This is a genomic window from Butyricimonas paravirosa (genome assembly GCF_032878955.1).
Classification (GTDB): domain Bacteria; phylum Bacteroidota; class Bacteroidia; order Bacteroidales; family Marinifilaceae; genus Butyricimonas; species Butyricimonas paravirosa.
The window spans coordinates 5,128,741-5,144,848 of sequence record NZ_CP043839.1; the positions used below are offsets into that span (position 1 = coordinate 5,128,741).

At 44.3% G+C, this 16,108-nt stretch carries 12 protein-coding genes; 9 read left to right on the plus strand and 3 right to left on the minus strand.

Annotated elements, in window-relative coordinates; all coding sequences use genetic code 11:
• The first annotated feature begins 75 nt into the window (after positions 1-75).
• Both F1644_RS20565 and F1644_RS20570 read left to right on the plus strand, forming a co-directional pair.
• Complete coding sequence (locus F1644_RS20565) at positions 76-1,545, plus strand: trypsin-like peptidase domain-containing protein (RefSeq protein ID WP_229128293.1); 1,470 nt, start codon at positions 76-78, stop codon at positions 1,543-1,545.
• A gap of 98 nt (positions 1,546-1,643) precedes the next feature.
• Positions 1,644-2,504 carry a sigma-70 family RNA polymerase sigma factor gene (locus F1644_RS20570; RefSeq protein WP_026207779.1) on the plus strand — a complete coding sequence of 287 codons (861 nt, stop codon included), beginning with the start codon at positions 1,644-1,646 and terminating at the stop codon, positions 2,502-2,504.
• 298 nt (positions 2,505-2,802) lie between these two features.
• Here F1644_RS20570 and F1644_RS20575 read toward each other — a convergent pair whose 3' ends face one another.
• On the minus strand, positions 2,803-3,447 hold the full coding sequence (locus F1644_RS20575) for a DUF6266 family protein (protein ID WP_118260983.1): 645 nt from the start codon (positions 3,445-3,447) through the stop codon (positions 2,803-2,805).
• Between the two features lie 340 nt (positions 3,448-3,787).
• On the opposite strand from F1644_RS20575, the gene F1644_RS20580 reads away from it, so the two are divergent.
• Positions 3,788-4,417 carry a hypothetical protein gene (locus F1644_RS20580; RefSeq protein ID WP_118304091.1) on the plus strand — a complete coding sequence of 210 codons (630 nt, stop codon included), beginning with the start codon at positions 3,788-3,790 and terminating at the stop codon, positions 4,415-4,417.
• A 315-nt stretch (positions 4,418-4,732) separates the two neighbouring features.
• Here the strand turns inward: F1644_RS20580 and F1644_RS20585 are convergent, their stop codons facing one another.
• Both F1644_RS20585 and F1644_RS20590 read right to left on the minus strand, forming a co-directional pair.
• Positions 4,733-5,206, minus strand: a complete 474-nt coding sequence (locus tag F1644_RS20585) for a carboxypeptidase-like regulatory domain-containing protein (RefSeq protein WP_118304089.1) — start codon at positions 5,204-5,206, stop codon at positions 4,733-4,735.
• 142 nt (positions 5,207-5,348) lie between these two features.
• Positions 5,349-5,864: an RNA polymerase sigma factor gene (locus F1644_RS20590; protein ID WP_087422312.1), complete on the minus strand. Its 516-nt coding sequence runs from the start codon at positions 5,862-5,864 to the stop codon at positions 5,349-5,351.
• Positions 5,865-6,402: 538 nt separating this feature from the next.
• On the opposite strand from F1644_RS20590, the gene F1644_RS20595 reads away from it, so the two are divergent.
• The 6 genes from F1644_RS20595 to F1644_RS20620 all read left to right on the plus strand — a co-directional run bounded on the left by F1644_RS20595 (position 6,403) and on the right by F1644_RS20620 (position 16,098).
• Positions 6,403-7,617: a FecR family protein gene (locus F1644_RS20595; RefSeq protein WP_118261400.1), complete on the plus strand. Its 1,215-nt coding sequence runs from the start codon at positions 6,403-6,405 to the stop codon at positions 7,615-7,617.
• Between the two features lie 90 nt (positions 7,618-7,707).
• Complete coding sequence (locus tag F1644_RS20600; RefSeq protein ID WP_229782411.1) at positions 7,708-11,088, plus strand: SusC/RagA family TonB-linked outer membrane protein; 3,381 nt, start codon at positions 7,708-7,710, stop codon at positions 11,086-11,088.
• A gap of 10 nt (positions 11,089-11,098) precedes the next feature.
• Positions 11,099-12,577, plus strand: coding sequence for a RagB/SusD family nutrient uptake outer membrane protein (locus F1644_RS20605; protein ID WP_118304087.1), 1,479 nt, complete (start codon positions 11,099-11,101; stop codon positions 12,575-12,577).
• A gap of 28 nt (positions 12,578-12,605) precedes the next feature.
• Positions 12,606-13,448 (plus strand): DUF4843 domain-containing protein, encoded by an 843-nt coding sequence (locus F1644_RS20610; RefSeq protein WP_118304085.1) that lies wholly within the window; start codon positions 12,606-12,608, stop codon positions 13,446-13,448.
• 15 nt (positions 13,449-13,463) lie between these two features.
• Complete coding sequence (locus F1644_RS20615) at positions 13,464-15,086, plus strand: PKD-like family lipoprotein (RefSeq protein WP_118594391.1); 1,623 nt, start codon at positions 13,464-13,466, stop codon at positions 15,084-15,086.
• Positions 15,087-15,162: 76 nt separating this feature from the next.
• Positions 15,163-16,098, plus strand: coding sequence for an ABC transporter ATP-binding protein (locus F1644_RS20620; protein ID WP_027203008.1), 936 nt, complete (start codon positions 15,163-15,165; stop codon positions 16,096-16,098).
• The last annotated feature ends 10 nt before the right edge of the window (positions 16,099-16,108 follow it).

The window sequence follows — 16,108 nt, forward strand, 5'->3', positions numbered from 1 at the left end:
ATTGCTAATATTGTAATATACAAACAAAATGTGGATACTTTACGTTTAATCTATAAAGGAGATAAAGATATGGCAATGAGAAAATCATTTTTAAATTTAGGACTGGGGGTTGTTGGCGGTTGCCTTGCTTTCGTGGCGATAGATGCCATTCGAGGGGAAAGTGCTGCACCGGTTTCACAATTGGAAATTGCATCTCCCGCGGCGGTTCGTCCTGTTTCACTCGCGTCTAACACGGCTCTTCCTGTTGGGGGAGCGGGTAGCGTGGATTTGAGGGAGGCTGCCAAAAAGACAGTTCCGGCTGTTGTTCATGTCAAAACAGTACAAATGGGACGGGAATATATAGGTAACCCACTATTGGAGTTTTTTTACGGTTATGCCCCGCGTACACGGGAAACCCCGCAAAGAATGGGTATTGGGTCGGGTGTAATTGTCTCTGAGGACGGGTATATTATCACGAATAATCACGTGATCGACAAGAGCGACAAGATTACGGTGACCTTAGATAACAAGACGGAATACGAGGCCAAGGTAATCGGAACAGATCCTAGCACGGATATTGCGTTATTAAAAGTAGAAGCAAACGGACTTCCTTATCTGGAGTATGCGAATTCGGATGACGTGGAGTTGGGAGAGTGGGTTTTGGCCGTGGGTAACCCGTATAATTTAACCTCAACGGTTACAGCGGGAATTATCAGTGCCAAAGCGAGGGAGTTGGGAATAAACCGGAGTCAGATGAGTCTGGAATCATTCTTACAGACAGATGCTGCCGTGAACCCCGGTAACAGTGGGGGTGCGTTGGTGAATGCCAAGGGAGAATTGATTGGGATCAATACGGCAATTGAATCCCCGACAGGCTCTTACTCGGGTTACTCGTTTGCCGTGCCTTCGAATATTGCTCGTAAAGTTGTCGGGGATTTGAAGGAGTTCGGTACGGTTCAGAGAGCGATGATGGGAATATCCATGTGGAGAGACGAGTTGACGCCTGCCGTGGCGAAAGAACTGGGAACGGATGAAGTGAGCGGAATATATGTATATGACGTGATACCTAACGGGGCGGCAGCTAAAGCCGGAATAAAGAAAGGAGATGTAATCAAACGTATTAATGGTATCGAGATAAAGACAAGACCGGAATTCCAGGGCCAATTGGCTAAATATCACCCGGGAGCGACTATTTCCGTGACCGTGAGTCGTGGAGGAAAATTAAAAGATTTGGATGTGGTACTCCAGAATACGTATGGTGATGTTGCCTTGGTAGATAAGAATTATACCGGAATACTGGGAGCCACGGTGGAGCCGTTGAGTCGGGAGGACCGTTATCGCTATCGCTTGAACGGGGGAGTGAAAATTATAGATATAAAGAATGGCCCCTTTAAAGCGATTGGTTTGGATGAAGGATACATTATCGTGAAAATTAATAACACGGTGATTTATGATAAAGACGATTTGGTACGGGCGCTGAAAGCGGCAGAAAATGAGGGTGTTCTTGTGACAACTATCTCGCCGCGAGGACGTGTCGAGTACTACGCTTTATCTTTACAGAATTAAAAAACGTTAATATTGGAAAGGTGTCGATTTTAACATATTGGTTTATGGATAAATTGTTCTACCTTTGCGACATATTTGGGGGAGAATATTAGAAGACTATGAGACAGCTAAAGATAACAAAATCTATAACGAACAGAGAGAGTGCTTCTCTTGACAAGTATTTGCAAGAGATTGGTAAGGAGGATTTGATTACGGTTGAAGAGGAAGTTGAGCTTGCCCAACGAATCCGGAAAGGAGATCAACGGGCTTTGGAGAAACTGACTCGGGCAAACCTTCGTTTCGTGGTATCTGTTGCAAAACAATACCAGAATCAGGGGTTAAGCCTTCCGGACCTTATCAACGAGGGGAATTTGGGTTTGATTAAAGCGGCAGAGAAGTTTGACGAAACGAGGGGATTCAAATTTATTTCCTATGCCGTATGGTGGATTCGCCAATCTATCCTGCAAGCATTGGCAGAACAATCGCGTATCGTGCGTTTGCCCTTGAATCAAGTTGGATCTTTGAATAAAATCAATAAAGCATTTTCTCGTTTCGAGCAGGAACATGAACGTCGCCCGTCACCGGAAGAGTTGGCAGAGACATTGGATTTACCGGCTGAAAAAGTTGCCGATACTTTGAGAGTGTCCGGCCGTCATATTTCCGTGGATGCACCTTTCGTTGAGGGGGAGGACAACAGCTTGCTCGATGTATTGGTAAACGATGATTCTCCTGTCGCGGACAAGACGTTAATTAACGAGTCCTTGTCAACGGAAGTCGAGAGGGCATTGGCCACGTTGACAGAAAGAGAGCGCGATATTATTCGTTTGTTTTTCGGCATCAATTGTCAAGAGATGACATTGGAAGAAATCGGTGAGAAGTTCGGGTTAACCCGCGAACGTGTTCGCCAAATCAAGGAAAAGGCTATTCGCCGTCTGCGACACTCTTCCAGAAGTAAGCTACTAAAAACTTATCTAGGATAAATAAAAAGCGCCAGTTGGCGCTTTTTTTATGTTTTTATTGACCTGTTATTGACATCGTTTCCGTTAATAGGTCAAGAGTATTGACAGTTTCACTTTACGTTATAAATCTAATGCACATAGAGAGGTCGTCTAACAAGTCTTATCCAGTGTTAAAACTACCCCCTCCAGCTCCCCCCATTCGCAGGGGAAGAGTTGATTACCAAGCGGTTTCTCCCCCTGTGTAAGGGGGAGTTAGTGGGGGTAGTTTTTCAAAATTGACTTTTTGGACAATCCTTCCTAAAATCAGCTTCTTCCCGTTTTACGCGGTTGTTATTTTCACGTGTTGGGAGGGAGAGGCCAAGTAACCATTTTCTGAAGTGGCGAAAAGATAGACGTTACAATTTTCCACCGTCCAGATCTCGGGTAATTCGATCGAGGTTACCCCCGATTCTCCCCTCGCTCTTAATGATACGATTCCGCTGAGATTTGTCTTGGTTTCGAGGATAGATGCGTAGAGAAGATCCTTCGGGTCGCTGTTCAGCAACGAGTTCGACTGTGCTTCTTGTTGGAACGTGAGCATCCTGCCATCAGCGTTGTACGTTACCGTGACTTCGAAGAAACAGGGCAGTTTGCCGCCCGATACCTGTAGCTTTTCGAGGTCAATCGTGGCCTCGTAGTTTTCATCCACTTCCACGAAGTTTTTGTTTGCTCTCACGAACTCGTTCGACGAGGAACGCCCCTTCGCTTTTTCAGGGAAACCGGTTCGAGTCGTTTCGATTAGTACCCGTGCTAATTGTACGAGCATCGTGAAGGTTGCTCGATGACGAAGTTGTTTCGGGGTTTTCGCGTTTTTTACGTGTGCGACTTTCGCCCGGGCGAATGTTTTACCGTGCATGATGTAATACGTTACATTTCCCACGGATTTTCTCAATTTTTCAGCCATTGGCGCTTGATATTCTGCCATAACTTTTAGGTTTTAAGTGATTATTAATTTGAAAGGATCCTTTCTTATATAATATAGGAAATGGTTTTAATACCCCGGTTGTAAAAGTTAAATAATGTTAGATACATTGATTCGCTAGCATCGTGTAGATCGGTGTATTTGTAATATGCTGTTTGCTCGTTGTTTGGCTAGGGTTTCTCCGTACTTTCTCCGTGCTTTCTCCGTGTCACTTGCGAGTGACGCTAGAAAAATATTTGTTTGAGAAAGGGGGTATTTTTGTCCAAAACTATATTTTAAGATAGAGAGAGGGTAGCATGACGAGAGGGAATTCAAATATTTCATGAATAAAATAAAGAGAATTATGGCAAAAGTGGGAAATTGTTTAGGAGGTTTTTCCGGGAAAATCGGGAATGTAGTTTATTATTATTGTAACGGGAATTTGTACGCACGGCGTCGACCGTATAGGAAGATGTTGGTGAGGAGCAAGAACCAGCAATTATGGCAGAATCGTTTCAGTGCCTGTATTTCGTTCTATCGTTCATTGAATGGAGTTTGTTTGAAACCGATTTGGGAAAAGTTAGGTAAGTTGATGAGCGTGAATGGGCTAAATGCTTTTATCGCTTCGAATATCCAGGCTTTTAACGGGGAGATGGGCATTAGTAATTACGAGGAGATTCATTTTAGTAAAGGAGTTTTGAAGGTGCCTATGGGTTTCGAGATTAGGGAAAGAAAGGGAAACAAGTTGAAAGTGTGTTGGGATACGGGATGGCAGACTTCGCTTGATGCCGGTACGGATCGGCTTTGTGCAGGGGTGATTTATGATGACGAGCCTTTGCGTCCGTTGCTGGCAGAAAATGTGACGGGAATCCGGTCGGAAGGGATAGGAATGATCGAATTGAGGGAAGGAATTACGAAATGTTATCACCTGTATTGTTATTTCATGTCAAGGGATGGACGGTGTTATTCCGGCGACAAGTATTTCCGGGGATAAGGGAAAGGCGGTTTGCGGCGTGTTGACGAAAAGGGGGCGAGGGAACGTCACATGTTCCCTTGCTTGTAGCGAATACTTTGAAGGTTTATAGGTCGAATGTTTGGGTGATATTGTTTCTAAATAAAGGACACCGTCGAAAGGCATCCGGGATGAATGAAATGTTGTTTTTTTATGACTTAATGTGTAGTAAGGTTAAATTATTCTTGTTATCGTTCATCTCTAGATTTGTTGAGTGGTGTCTAAGAATTGGGAGGATATAGAATGAAGTGCCCCCTAAAAGTTTTGTGTCTAACTTTTAGGGGCACTTCATTTGTGTCATACTATACGGAGGTTCAGAGATTTGTTTGAGGGCGTAACCCGAATCCGTGGTGATTTCTCTATATAATACAGACGTGTGTGCCAGGGGCAAATAGCCTTGTATTCTATTGTTGGTTCGTTTATTACCGGATCGTTTTGCGAGATTTCGAAGTTAAAAGAATCGTCCTGTAAGACCACGTTAATAACACTTCCAAAACTTCTGACTCCAACTTTCAAGGTTTTCATACCTAAATACGAAAATATGAGCGTGTCTCCAGGTATGGCGTAGATCGTGTAATGACCGTCGAAATCGGTTGTGGTGCCGATGTTGGTACCCTGAATTACCACGGTTGCCCCGATGATCGGATTTCGGGCCCAGTCAGTTACGGTTCCCGTGATCCCGAATTGTGCGAATGCTTGGCTTAGCGGACTGAATCCCAGTAATAAAATGAATAGTACGAGTACTCGTTTTGATAATAATTTAGATTTCATAGTTGTAGAGTTTTAATTAAACATGACTGTTACTTGGAACAGCTTGATTTTAAATAAAAGACACCACTCGAACCGAGTGAGGATGAATGAAATGTGAATATTTTAACCGGGTTAAATGTTTGTGCCTATGTAAAATACGCTTTCATGGCTGATCAAGCTCGTAATCATTCGAATTGAAATATTCTCTCAATTTGCGGATCGCTGAATATTTGAGTGTTTTGATCGTGTTCACGGAAACACCCATGACTTTTGCGATTTCCTTGTTCTCGTACCCTGACAGGATGAGGCGCATGATACGAGCGCTTTGTACGGGTAGCAGATCGATGGCGTGTATCAAAATTTGATTGATCTCTTCTTCGATCAACATATTAAGTACTTTTGGATGTTCAAATTCCTCTACCTCAAGATGGTTGTAACGTTGTTTCTCTCTTTGTGAGCCTCGCAGGTAATTTAAGGCTTCATTTTTAATCATGGTATATAGGAAGTTATCCGTGGATTTAATGTTTTCATAGTTTGCCCGGTTTTTCCAAAATTTGATAATGACTTCTTGAGTGATGTCTTGTGCGATGTCGGGAGAACCGATAAAGCGTAGGGCGACAGCACACATGGATGAGTAGTGTTTTCGAATGAAAATTTCTAGCTGTTGATCTTCTCTCATAATTTGTAACACTTATATGGACGGTATGGTTCGTGTGGAGTTTACGTCATGAGGTATCGTTGAAACGATGGGAGCATGTTGATTGAAATATCCTTTTTTATTTCTTATTGGATGTGGGTTATGAAGTAAGATTTGTCTTGATAATACAATTTGGATAAAAATTCGGTGTGAACAAAGTGTTACAAGGTTAGTAACGGTGTTTTTCTTAAACGGATGATAGAAAATAACGCTTTGGGGCCTATTCTCAGACAATCTGTAATAAGTGTTAAATGTAGAAAGTGTTATCATACACAATATAGGATATTTGTTCGACACGGTATATTATTATAGACACCGCCCGAAATCTTGAGGGATGAATGAAATCCCGTTTTTTTATTAATAATGATTTTATCAGTTCAAGTATTTTTTGAAGGTTTTCGATTTCGTCCCGTGTGGCTATATTTTTGATGAGAGTTGATATAAAATGCAGAAAAAAGTATAATCCGGTTCATCCCGTTGTTCAACTAGTGGTGTCTATATACCAAATGCAAGATGATATATGGTGATGAAGAGAGAACAAATACTAGCAAGGGTTATTATTCGTGTACGCTTGGGAATGGCTACTGAAGAGGAGCGGGAGCTTTTGGGAAAGTGGTTGGATGAAGAGGTAGCTAATCGAAGGTTGTATAGAAATATTATTAGAGGAAGAAGTATTGCCGGAAGGTTAAGATTGGAAGATGAAATTAACCAGACCACTGATTTTCAGAAGGTGTACGAGGAAGTGGCTCGACGTTTAGCCGTGCATCGTTCTCGTCGGTACTCGTTGAGACGGATTGTTGTGGTTAGCGGGGCAATTGCGTCATGTCTCGTGGGGATTTTCGTGGCTTTACATCCTTTGATAAAAGTGGAGGTGCACGAATCGATAAGTGTGCAGGGGGAACTGAAAGAGATGAAGGTCGTGAAGGAGAAAGTGATGCTCGTACTGGGAAATGGGGAGCGTATCGGGTTGGTGAAACAGGTCCCCGATAGTTTGAAACTGGAACAGGCAACTTTGATTGGTACGAAAGGAGGTTTACACTATGAGGCAAATACGGATTCAGTACCGGAGCGGGAAGAATTCCACCGAATAGAAACAGCCGTGGGGGGAGATTTCTTTGTCGTGTTGAGTGACGGTACACGGGTGTGGTTGAATTCCACGTCTGAATTTGTTTATCCGGTACAGTTTATTGGTGATCGCCGGGTTGTACAGTTGAAGGGAGAGGCATATTTTGAGGTGAAACATGATCCTGCCCGGCCATTTATTGTACAGGTTCGGGATGTTGAAACCCGGGTATTGGGGACTGCTTTCAATGTTAGTGCTTACGAAAACGAGGAGTCGGTTTACACGACCTTGCTGACCGGGAAAGTACAGGTCAGTTTAACGGATCAGAGGTCCGACATCCCGTCAATGGTGTTGAGACCGGGTATGCAATCTTGTTGGAAAAAGGAAACGGGAGAATTTTCAGTGCGGAAAGTGGACACGAAAAATGTGGTAGCTTGGCGTTACGGGGAATTCGTGTTTGATGAGGACGATATTGAAGTGGTGACCCGGATGTTGTCCCGTTGGTACGAGGTTCGTTTCGTGTATGACGGGAAAAGAAAGGGGCGGCACACGTTTAGCGGGAAGATGAGTAAGGATGAGAAGTTGGAATCTATTTTAAAAATATTGACTCTGGCGGGAGGGCCGGAATTTAGGGTGGAAGATGGAATTGTACATATTATAGAGAAAAGGTGAAAAAGAAATGCCGGAAATGTTTCGGAGGCATTTCCGGCTTGGGACCTTGTTGATAACAAGGCACTTGTTTAATTAAAACAGAACAAAGTTATGAAAAAAAACTGCAAAGCAAAAGTGTTTTGTGGACTTTCGGTGATGCGTGGTGCGTTATGCGGATTGTTATTACTATCCTTAACCACGTTGTTTACTCACTCACCGGTCTACGGACAACAGAATGTGAAAAGAATTTCTTTAAAGCTTGAAACGACCAGTTTGCTTGAGGCGTTACGCGAGATCAACCGGTTGAGTGACAATGTGGTTGTATTTAAGAAAGAGGAGGTGGAGCGGGAGACGAAGCGAGTGACGGTTGACCTGAAGAACGTGACAGTTAAGGCAGCGGTAGAGGCCTGTGTGGAGGGGACCGGATTAACTTGTATGGATTTCGAGGGAAAGGTTGTCGTGACTCCCCGGCAACAACCGGCCGCGATTACGATTACGGGTACCGTGCGGGACACGGATGGTGGAGTTTTACCGGGGACAACGGTAGTCGTGAAGGGTGATTCTTTGTTAATAGGAACGAGTGCGGGGGCCGATGGTAGCTATCGGTTGATGATTCCTACAAGCGCGACAACGCTGATATTTTCTTTCGTGGGTTACAAACCGAAGGAAGTGACCGTGGGAGGACGTACGAAGATTGATGTGGTGTTGGAAGAGGAGGTGAAGAGTGTTGACGAAGTGGTCGTGACGGGGATATTTACCCGTAAGGCGAGTAGCTACACGGGAGCGGTTGTCACGATGACAGCCAAGGATATTATGCGGGCCGGAAATCAAAATCTGTTTCAGAGTCTGAAGAATCTTGACCCGTCGTTATTTATTATGGATAACTTGGAGATGGGTTCCAACCCGAATGCGATCCCGGAGATGAAAATGCGGGGAATATCGAGCTTCCCGTTAGAAGAGACAGGGGTCCGCTTAAAAGGAAATTACAAGAATAGTCCGAATCAACCCTTGTTTATGCTTGATGGTTTCGAGGTGACGGCAGAGCGGGTGATGGATATGGATATGAACCGGATCGAAAGTGTAACCTTGTTAAAAGATGCCTCTGCAAAAGCCATTTACGGTTCTAAAGCAGCTAACGGGGTTGTTGTGATCACGACGAAACGCCTGGCTGGTAATGAACAACGGGTGACTTATACGGGAAGTGTAGATATACAGATGCCGGATTTGAGCAGTTACAATTTGTGTGATGCGGAGGAGAAGCTGGGGGCAGAACGTATCGATGGGATTTATGATGATGCGAATTTCCTGTTGTACACGCAGAAACAGATGTTATATCAACAACGGAAACAGTTGGTTGCGGCCGGGTTAGATACTTACTGGTTGTCAAAACCTTTACGTACAGGAGTGGGCCATAAACATAACTTGAGCGTGGAATTGGGGGATGCGGAGATTTTGCGGGCCGTGATGTCCGTGTCCTATAATCAAGTCATCGGAGTGATGAAGGGATCTGACCGACGGAATATTTCCGGATCGTTGGACTTGTCTTATCGGAGAAATGATTTGATTTTTAATAATACGATGACAGTCAATAGTAATAAAAGTTATGATTCTCCTTATGGGGCTTTCAGTGATTACGCAAAAATGAATCCCTACTGGCGGGCTAAAGATCCTGAAACGGGACAAGTGTTACGTTGGGCAGAAGAAAGAATTCCCAATCCGATGTATGACGCGGAGATTGGCACTCTAAGACAGGAGAGCTACGTGAGTTTTCTGAATAATTTTCAAGTGGAATGGAGATTGTGGAACAGCTTGATCCTAAGAGGACGTGTGATGTTGTCTTTTAAACGGAATGATGGTGACGAGTTTTTGCCGGCAGCACATTCAAGTTTTGCAAATATCACGAAAGATTCCCCGATAGAGGATCAATTAAGGAAAGGGTCTTATCGTTTGGATAACGGTAAGAGTAGCAACGTGTCTGCGGATTTACATGGAAATTATGCAACCGCTATTGGTAAACATTCTATCCTGGCAATGGGTGGTTTTGGAATATCCGAATATTCATACGAGGCATACGTGCATAGGGCCGAGGGATTCCCGAACAGTCAATCGGCAGATATTACGTTTGCCCGTCAATATGCGTTGGATAGTCGGCCGGAAGGGTCATCGTCTTTACGCCGGGAGATTAATTTCGTGTTAGGAGGCGGGTATAGTTATGATGATCGTTATTTCGTGGATTTTAACGTGCAGACCAGTGCATCTTCTCTTTACGGTAATGATAATCGTTGGGCCACGGGGTGGTCTGTGGGAGTTGGGTGGAACTTGCATAACGAACATTTTTTCCCGTGGAAGGATTTGGTTCGTCAATTTAAAGTGAGGGGATCGATCGGGTTGACCGGAAATCAGAATTTTGATACAAATGAGGCCGTGGCAACTTACCAGTATTATACGGATGCGAATTATCTGGGAATGACGGGATCTTATTTAGACCGTTTGGCAAATCCCTCGTTGAAGTGGGAACAAAAAAAGGATTATAACGTGGGGTTTGATGCCACGATTCATAGGGCAACTCTACGTTTCGATCTTTACCGGGCCGATACGGAAAATATGTTGACAGACGTTTCTGTACCGACGAGTTCGGGGTTTACGACTGTGAAAGATAACTTGGGATTGGTGCGAAATAGTGGTATCGAGGCTTATCTTTCTTATGGCGTGTTACAACAGAATCGGACTTTCTTGACAGTTTTCGGTTCGTTGGTGACTACCAAGAATGAAATTATCCGGTTGTCGGAAAGTATGCGTGCATTTAACGAATTGCGGGATAAAATGGCTTCGGATAAAGCCAATAATCGTCCGGTGCTGAAATACGTGGACGGGGAATCCATGGAAACAATTTGGGCCGTGCGTTCTGCCGGGATAGACCCGATGACAGGACAGGAACTTTATATCCGTCAGGACGGTTCGTTGACCTATACGTATTATGAATCGGATTTATATCCGGTAGGAAATTCGTTACCCAAGTACAGGGGAAATTTCGGTTTCACTTTTGAGCATAAAGGATTTGGTATCAGTACGACATTCCGTTATCAAACCGGTTATCAATATTATAACCAGACGTTAATTGATCGTGTGGAGAACGTGGACATGAATTATAACGTGGATAAGCGGGCATTGTACGGACGCTGGAAAGAGCCGGGACAAGTAACTCCTTTCAAACGTTTGGGAAATTTCCAGTATGATGGTGATCCTTTATCCCGTCAGGAGATGACACGGGCTACTTCCCGTTTCGTGCAGGATGCTAAAGAAGTGACTTGGGGAACGTTGAACGTGTATTACGAGCTTCAGCCGAATTTGCTTAAACACCTTCGGATGAAACAGTTGAGAGTTTCTTTCTATATGGAAGAAATTGCGAAAATTTCTTCCATAAAGGCTGAAAGAGGGTTTGATTATCCTTTTGCCAGAACGATGTCGTTTTCGCTTATTGGAACATTTTAATTAGTTATATATGAAAACAATAATAATAAATATCGTGTTGTGTGCGATGTTATGCACGATGGTAGCTTGTGATAGTTGGCTGGACACGACACCTCCCTCGCAAGTGCCGGAAGAAGATCAATTCGATAATGAGTTCGGTTTCCGGCAGGCTTTGATCGGTTGCTATATCGGTATGGCAGATGTTGATTTATACGGGAAACAACTCACGTGGTATTCGGTAGAAATGCAGAGTGGACAGTACACTATTCATACGCAAGCCCAAGTGTATGCTATGGGAACGTACCAGTATACAACTGAGCGGGCATTAGCTGTACTTGGTAGTGTCTGGCAGAAAGCGTATAATGTAATTGCCAATGCCAATAATGCATTGAAATTTATAGATAAACGTCAGGGGGTACTGGATCCCGTTTCTTACCGGATGATCAAAGGGGAATTACTGGCTATCCGCGGTATGTTACATTTTGACTTGATGCGTTTATACGGATACGGAAACTTAGCTAACCGGACAGATAAATCGACAAGACTGACGATTCCGTACGTGACGGATTATGATAAAGAGATGACTCTTCAGCAGACATACGATAAAACTATTGAACTGGTGATTAAGGATTTGACGGATGCATTGGAATTATTGGATGATGAACCGATCACGGGGAAACATCCCGAGGATTATTATGATGCGTTAAATGATGACGGATTCTTTAATGACCGTACTTTCCGGTTGAATTATTTTGCCGTGAAAGCTTTGCTGGCTAGGATGTATATGTGGGAAGGGAGTAATGCATCCATAGCGTTGGCTCGTCAGGAGGCATTGGACGTGATACGTGAAGGAGAGCGACTGGGACTTTACCAGTGGATCACGACGGATGTAGTGAGTACGGACCCGATTCATTCCACGGAACATATTACTTCTTTAAATATTCCGGCATTTACGGATCGTTTGTCTGATTATTTCCTTTATAATTTCCTGGAAGGAACGGAGTATAACGCTATTAAGTTGAGCGAAGGTGGTCTGGGGAATATTTATTATGAAACCGGAACCGGGGAGAATGCAGATTATCGCATGGAGAAGTTATTCTTCAGGAATTCCAACGGGAGTTACACACCGTTGAAATTGGCGCAGGATCGTTCATCGGGATATTTGAAATTGAACCGAATGCCTTTGATCCGTCTCCCGGAAATGTACCTGATCGTGGCCGAGAGCTATTTACGGGGAGCGAATATTGATTTGACCGAGGCCGTGTCCTATTTGAAGACATTACGGGAGAAGCGTTCGAATTATATTGATATTAGCGGTTATACACGGGATGAATTATTAACATGCCTGATGAATGAGTATCGCCGGGAATTTCTGTGTGAGGGCGTGTCTTTCTTCTATTTCAAGCGTATCGGGACAGCGGATATTCCCAACTCGACGGTTGGGATGAGTGACGAGAAATATTTGTGGCCTTATCCCGCTATTGAACGGGAAATGGGACGTGTTCAATAATGATTAATAATGCTATAAATGAAAGGATATGAACAGATTTAATTTTCTGTATGCGATATGTTTTCTTTTGAGCGGTTTGCTATGCGGCGGTTGCTCGAAAGTGGGAATAGATACATTTGACGAGACCCAGGCCACGGTAACCGTTCCATGGAATAGCGTGGACGTGAGGACTTATCCGGGATATAACTCCTTAACGAAGACTTTTGATCAGACTTATTCGTTTTGGAGTGATCCGGAAGAAGAGACGATGGTGGTGAATATCCCGTTAAAATTGGTTGGAGATGTACGAGATTATGACCGAACGGTAGGATACACGATTGTGCGGGATAGTAGTCGGCTGTTGGATGGATCGTATAAGGTGTTGAATGCCGTTATTCCTGCCGGGGAACGTTACGGGTATCTCACGTTGGAATTGTCGAAACTGGCTCAATTGGAAGACACGACGTGTATGATGGAAATCATGCTGGGGGCCTCGGAATATTTCGTAGCCGGACCGCCGGAATATACACGTGTTCGGTTTTCGTGGGACAACCAGTTACCGATGCTTCCCAGTGGAACGTTTTATGCCAGGACTTACAATTTCTTGATCAATGCGGGACAAAGTATGAATTTAGCAACCTACACTCATTATAGCCGGAATGCGCATAAGGCGATACTGGCAGCTTTAGGATGGCCGTGGCAAGCGGACCAGTGGCCCCAGTATAACCGGATGGATCCGGATGGGTATATGTTCTATAATACGGCAATCACGAATGCTTATTACGAGTTGTTACAGAAATATCTGGACGATTACGAGCAGGAGCATGGCTCCCCGTTACTGCATGATGGAGGTGTTGCCATTAACCAGCCTGTGAAAGCTCGAAAGTTTTGATAAAACGGATTAAAGATGATGAAGATGAAAACTATATATTACCTGTTGTTGTTCGTGTTGGGATGCGGCCTCATGTCGTGTTATGACGACAAGAGTACCTATGATACGAAAGAAATTCCTAACGTGGAATTAGACTTGAATGGTGTGTCGGAAACGCAATACGTGGCGTATTTGGGCAAGTTGCATATTGATATTCCCGTGAAAAAAAACGGAATCCCGGATCATCCGGACCTGGAATATAAATGGGAAATCGAGTTAAGTTCGTCAGCGGAACTAAGAGAAGTGTTGTCGAACGAGCGGGTGCTTGACACAATTGCTGCCATGCCGATTCTAGCCAGTGGTTACACGCTGACATTGGAAGTGACGGACAAGGCGTCCTCGCTTAAGTATTATTCCGTCTTTTCACTGGTCGTGGAGAGCCAGTTCGGGGAAGGCATTATCGTGGCTCATTCTCGTGATGGCGTGACTTCCGATTTGTCGTTAATCATGGATAAAGACATTACCAAGGGATTTGCGGGAACGGAGAAAATACAATATGATGATATTTTCACCTCCAAGGGAGAACCTTTGGAGGATTGGATTGATCAGGTAGCTTATACCGTGTCGGGAGCGACATGGAGTACCTATCAGAATATCCTGTGGATGGCAGGAAGGAATGGATTGTTCCGGGCTGATTGCCGGGACTATTCCTTCTTGGAAACGGGTAAAATTATTCCTTTTGTGACCGAGACATATACTTCCGGACATTTCTATTTGGCACCTCAAACGACGATTCTCGTGATGAATAATCAGGTGTACCAGCATCTTCGTCAGAATGATGCGATATTCATCAAACCGGAAGTGGTTTCCGACTTGGGCGGTTTGCAGTCCAATTACGTGGATAATCGAGTGGTTGCCGCGGCCACGGGCGATGGGACTCATTCCAGTGGATCGTCAATCTGGTATGATTCACAGGTAGGACGTTTCGGGCGTTTTAACGGGGCTTTCTCGCAGAACAAATGTTCGTTGTATTCCTCTTCTGAGAATGACGACAATTTCCCATTCGATCCTTCTGCTGTGGCGGGTAAAGAAGCCGTGGCCGGAGGGTTCATGAATAGCTCTTCTTTGGTGATGGTGTTGAAGGACAAAGTGTCGGGAGAGTATTCAATCTATACGTTCTTCACGAAGAATCAGGATTATACGTTGGTTAACCCGACACCGAGTTACTTGTATTCGGTTCCGGCAGCCATCAAGGATTTACTGGATCGTTCTGTGTCAATTTGTTTCAGTACGGTGGACCCGATCATGTACGTGGCAACGGCTAGGGAGATTCACGCAGTTCGTCTGAATATAGACGGTTCGCTTGCTTCCTCGTTGAAATACACGGCGGCCGCGGGGGAGAATATCACTATTCTGAAATTCTACACGCAGGGAAGATATAATGTCAATTCGGAAGACTTTGACAGTGACACGGAAAGTTTGCTGACCTTACCGTTGAACACGAAAGCCGTGATGATGGCAACGCAGGCATCGGATTCGGAAGGATATGTTTACCTGATTCCGCAAAAAGATCCGGGAACGGGAAATTTGGATGAGGAAAAGCAGGTGAAATATGACGGTTTCGGGAAGATTTCAGATATAACAGCTCAAGGAAGATAGTTTATAATAATACAGGCGGGTAAGGTGTGACGAAAGCCTTACCTGCCATAATAGTTAATTTTTTAAAATGAATAACATGGAGAATCCGGTTGTAAAGGTGGAACATTTGTCTCACCGTTATAGTGTGCAATGGGCGATACGGGATATTAATTTCGAGATTTACGAGAAGGGAATATTGGGATTGTTGGGATCGAACGGAGCGGGTAAATCGACAACGATGAATATCATGTGTGGTGTGTTGAACCAGACAGAAGGGGAAGTGTATATTAACGGGATTAATTTTCGGGAGGACCCGATTGCGGCTAAAATGAATATTGGTTTTCTACCACAGAAACCCCCGTTGTACACGGATTTGACCGTGGAAGAGTATTTAGCCTATTGTGCGGATTTGCGTTCGGTCGCTCCTAAAAAGATTCGTTCTTCGGTGGACTACGCGATGGAGAAATGCGGGATCACGCATTTCCGAAAACGGTTGCTGAAACATTTATCGGGAGGTTACCAGCAACGAGTGGGTATTGCGCAGGCAATCATACACAATCCGAAGTTCGTGGTATTGGATGAACCGACGAATGGACTTGATCCGAATCAGATCCTGGAAATTCGGGAATTGATCAAGGAGATTGCTACGGATCGTTCCGTGCTACTTTCCACGCATATCTTGTCGGAGGTGCAGGCCACCTGTGACCACATCAAGATGATCGAGGAAGGGCAATTGGTATTCGCGGGGACGATGGATGAGTTTAACAATTATATCCAACCGAATTCGTTCGTGGTGGTACTGAAGAATCCGCCGAGAATGACCGAGTTGGAACACGTGCCGGGAGTTAGTCGGGTGGAGGCAATAAATTCGAAAAGTTTCAGGGTATGGTTTGATACGGATGATGACGTGACAGCTCGTATGGTACACGAGAGTGTCAGCCGGGGATGGGAGTTAAGCGAGGTTTCCGTGGAACGGAGTTCTCTGGATGAAGTGTTCGCTCGCTTGTCGGGAAAAAGTAAACGTGAATCATAAGTTCGTGTAG

Excerpts from the sequence above, each read along its gene's own strand:
- F1644_RS20615 (WP_118594391.1), top strand. The coding sequence starts at position 13,464 with ATGATGAAGATGAAAACTATATATTACCTGTTGTTGTTCGTGTTGGGA.
- F1644_RS20565 (WP_229128293.1), top strand. The coding sequence starts at position 76 with ATGAGAAAATCATTTTTAAATTTAGGACTGGGGGTTGTTGGCGGTTGC.
- F1644_RS20620 (WP_027203008.1), top strand. The coding sequence starts at position 15,163 with ATGGAGAATCCGGTTGTAAAGGTGGAACATTTGTCTCACCGTTATAGT.
- F1644_RS20595 (WP_118261400.1), top strand. The coding sequence starts at position 6,403 with ATGGTGATGAAGAGAGAACAAATACTAGCAAGGGTTATTATTCGTGTA.
- F1644_RS20600 (WP_229782411.1), top strand. The coding sequence starts at position 7,708 with ATGAAAAAAAACTGCAAAGCAAAAGTGTTTTGTGGACTTTCGGTGATG.
- F1644_RS20585 (WP_118304089.1), bottom strand. The coding sequence starts at position 5,206 with ATGAAATCTAAATTATTATCAAAACGAGTACTCGTACTATTCATTTTA.
- F1644_RS20580 (WP_118304091.1), top strand. The coding sequence starts at position 3,788 with ATGGCAAAAGTGGGAAATTGTTTAGGAGGTTTTTCCGGGAAAATCGGG.
- F1644_RS20605 (WP_118304087.1), top strand. The coding sequence starts at position 11,099 with ATGAAAACAATAATAATAAATATCGTGTTGTGTGCGATGTTATGCACG.
- F1644_RS20590 (WP_087422312.1), bottom strand. The coding sequence starts at position 5,864 with ATGAGAGAAGATCAACAGCTAGAAATTTTCATTCGAAAACACTACTCA.
- F1644_RS20570 (WP_026207779.1), top strand. The coding sequence starts at position 1,644 with ATGAGACAGCTAAAGATAACAAAATCTATAACGAACAGAGAGAGTGCT.
- F1644_RS20610 (WP_118304085.1), top strand. The coding sequence starts at position 12,606 with ATGAACAGATTTAATTTTCTGTATGCGATATGTTTTCTTTTGAGCGGT.
- F1644_RS20575 (WP_118260983.1), bottom strand. The coding sequence starts at position 3,447 with ATGGCAGAATATCAAGCGCCAATGGCTGAAAAATTGAGAAAATCCGTG.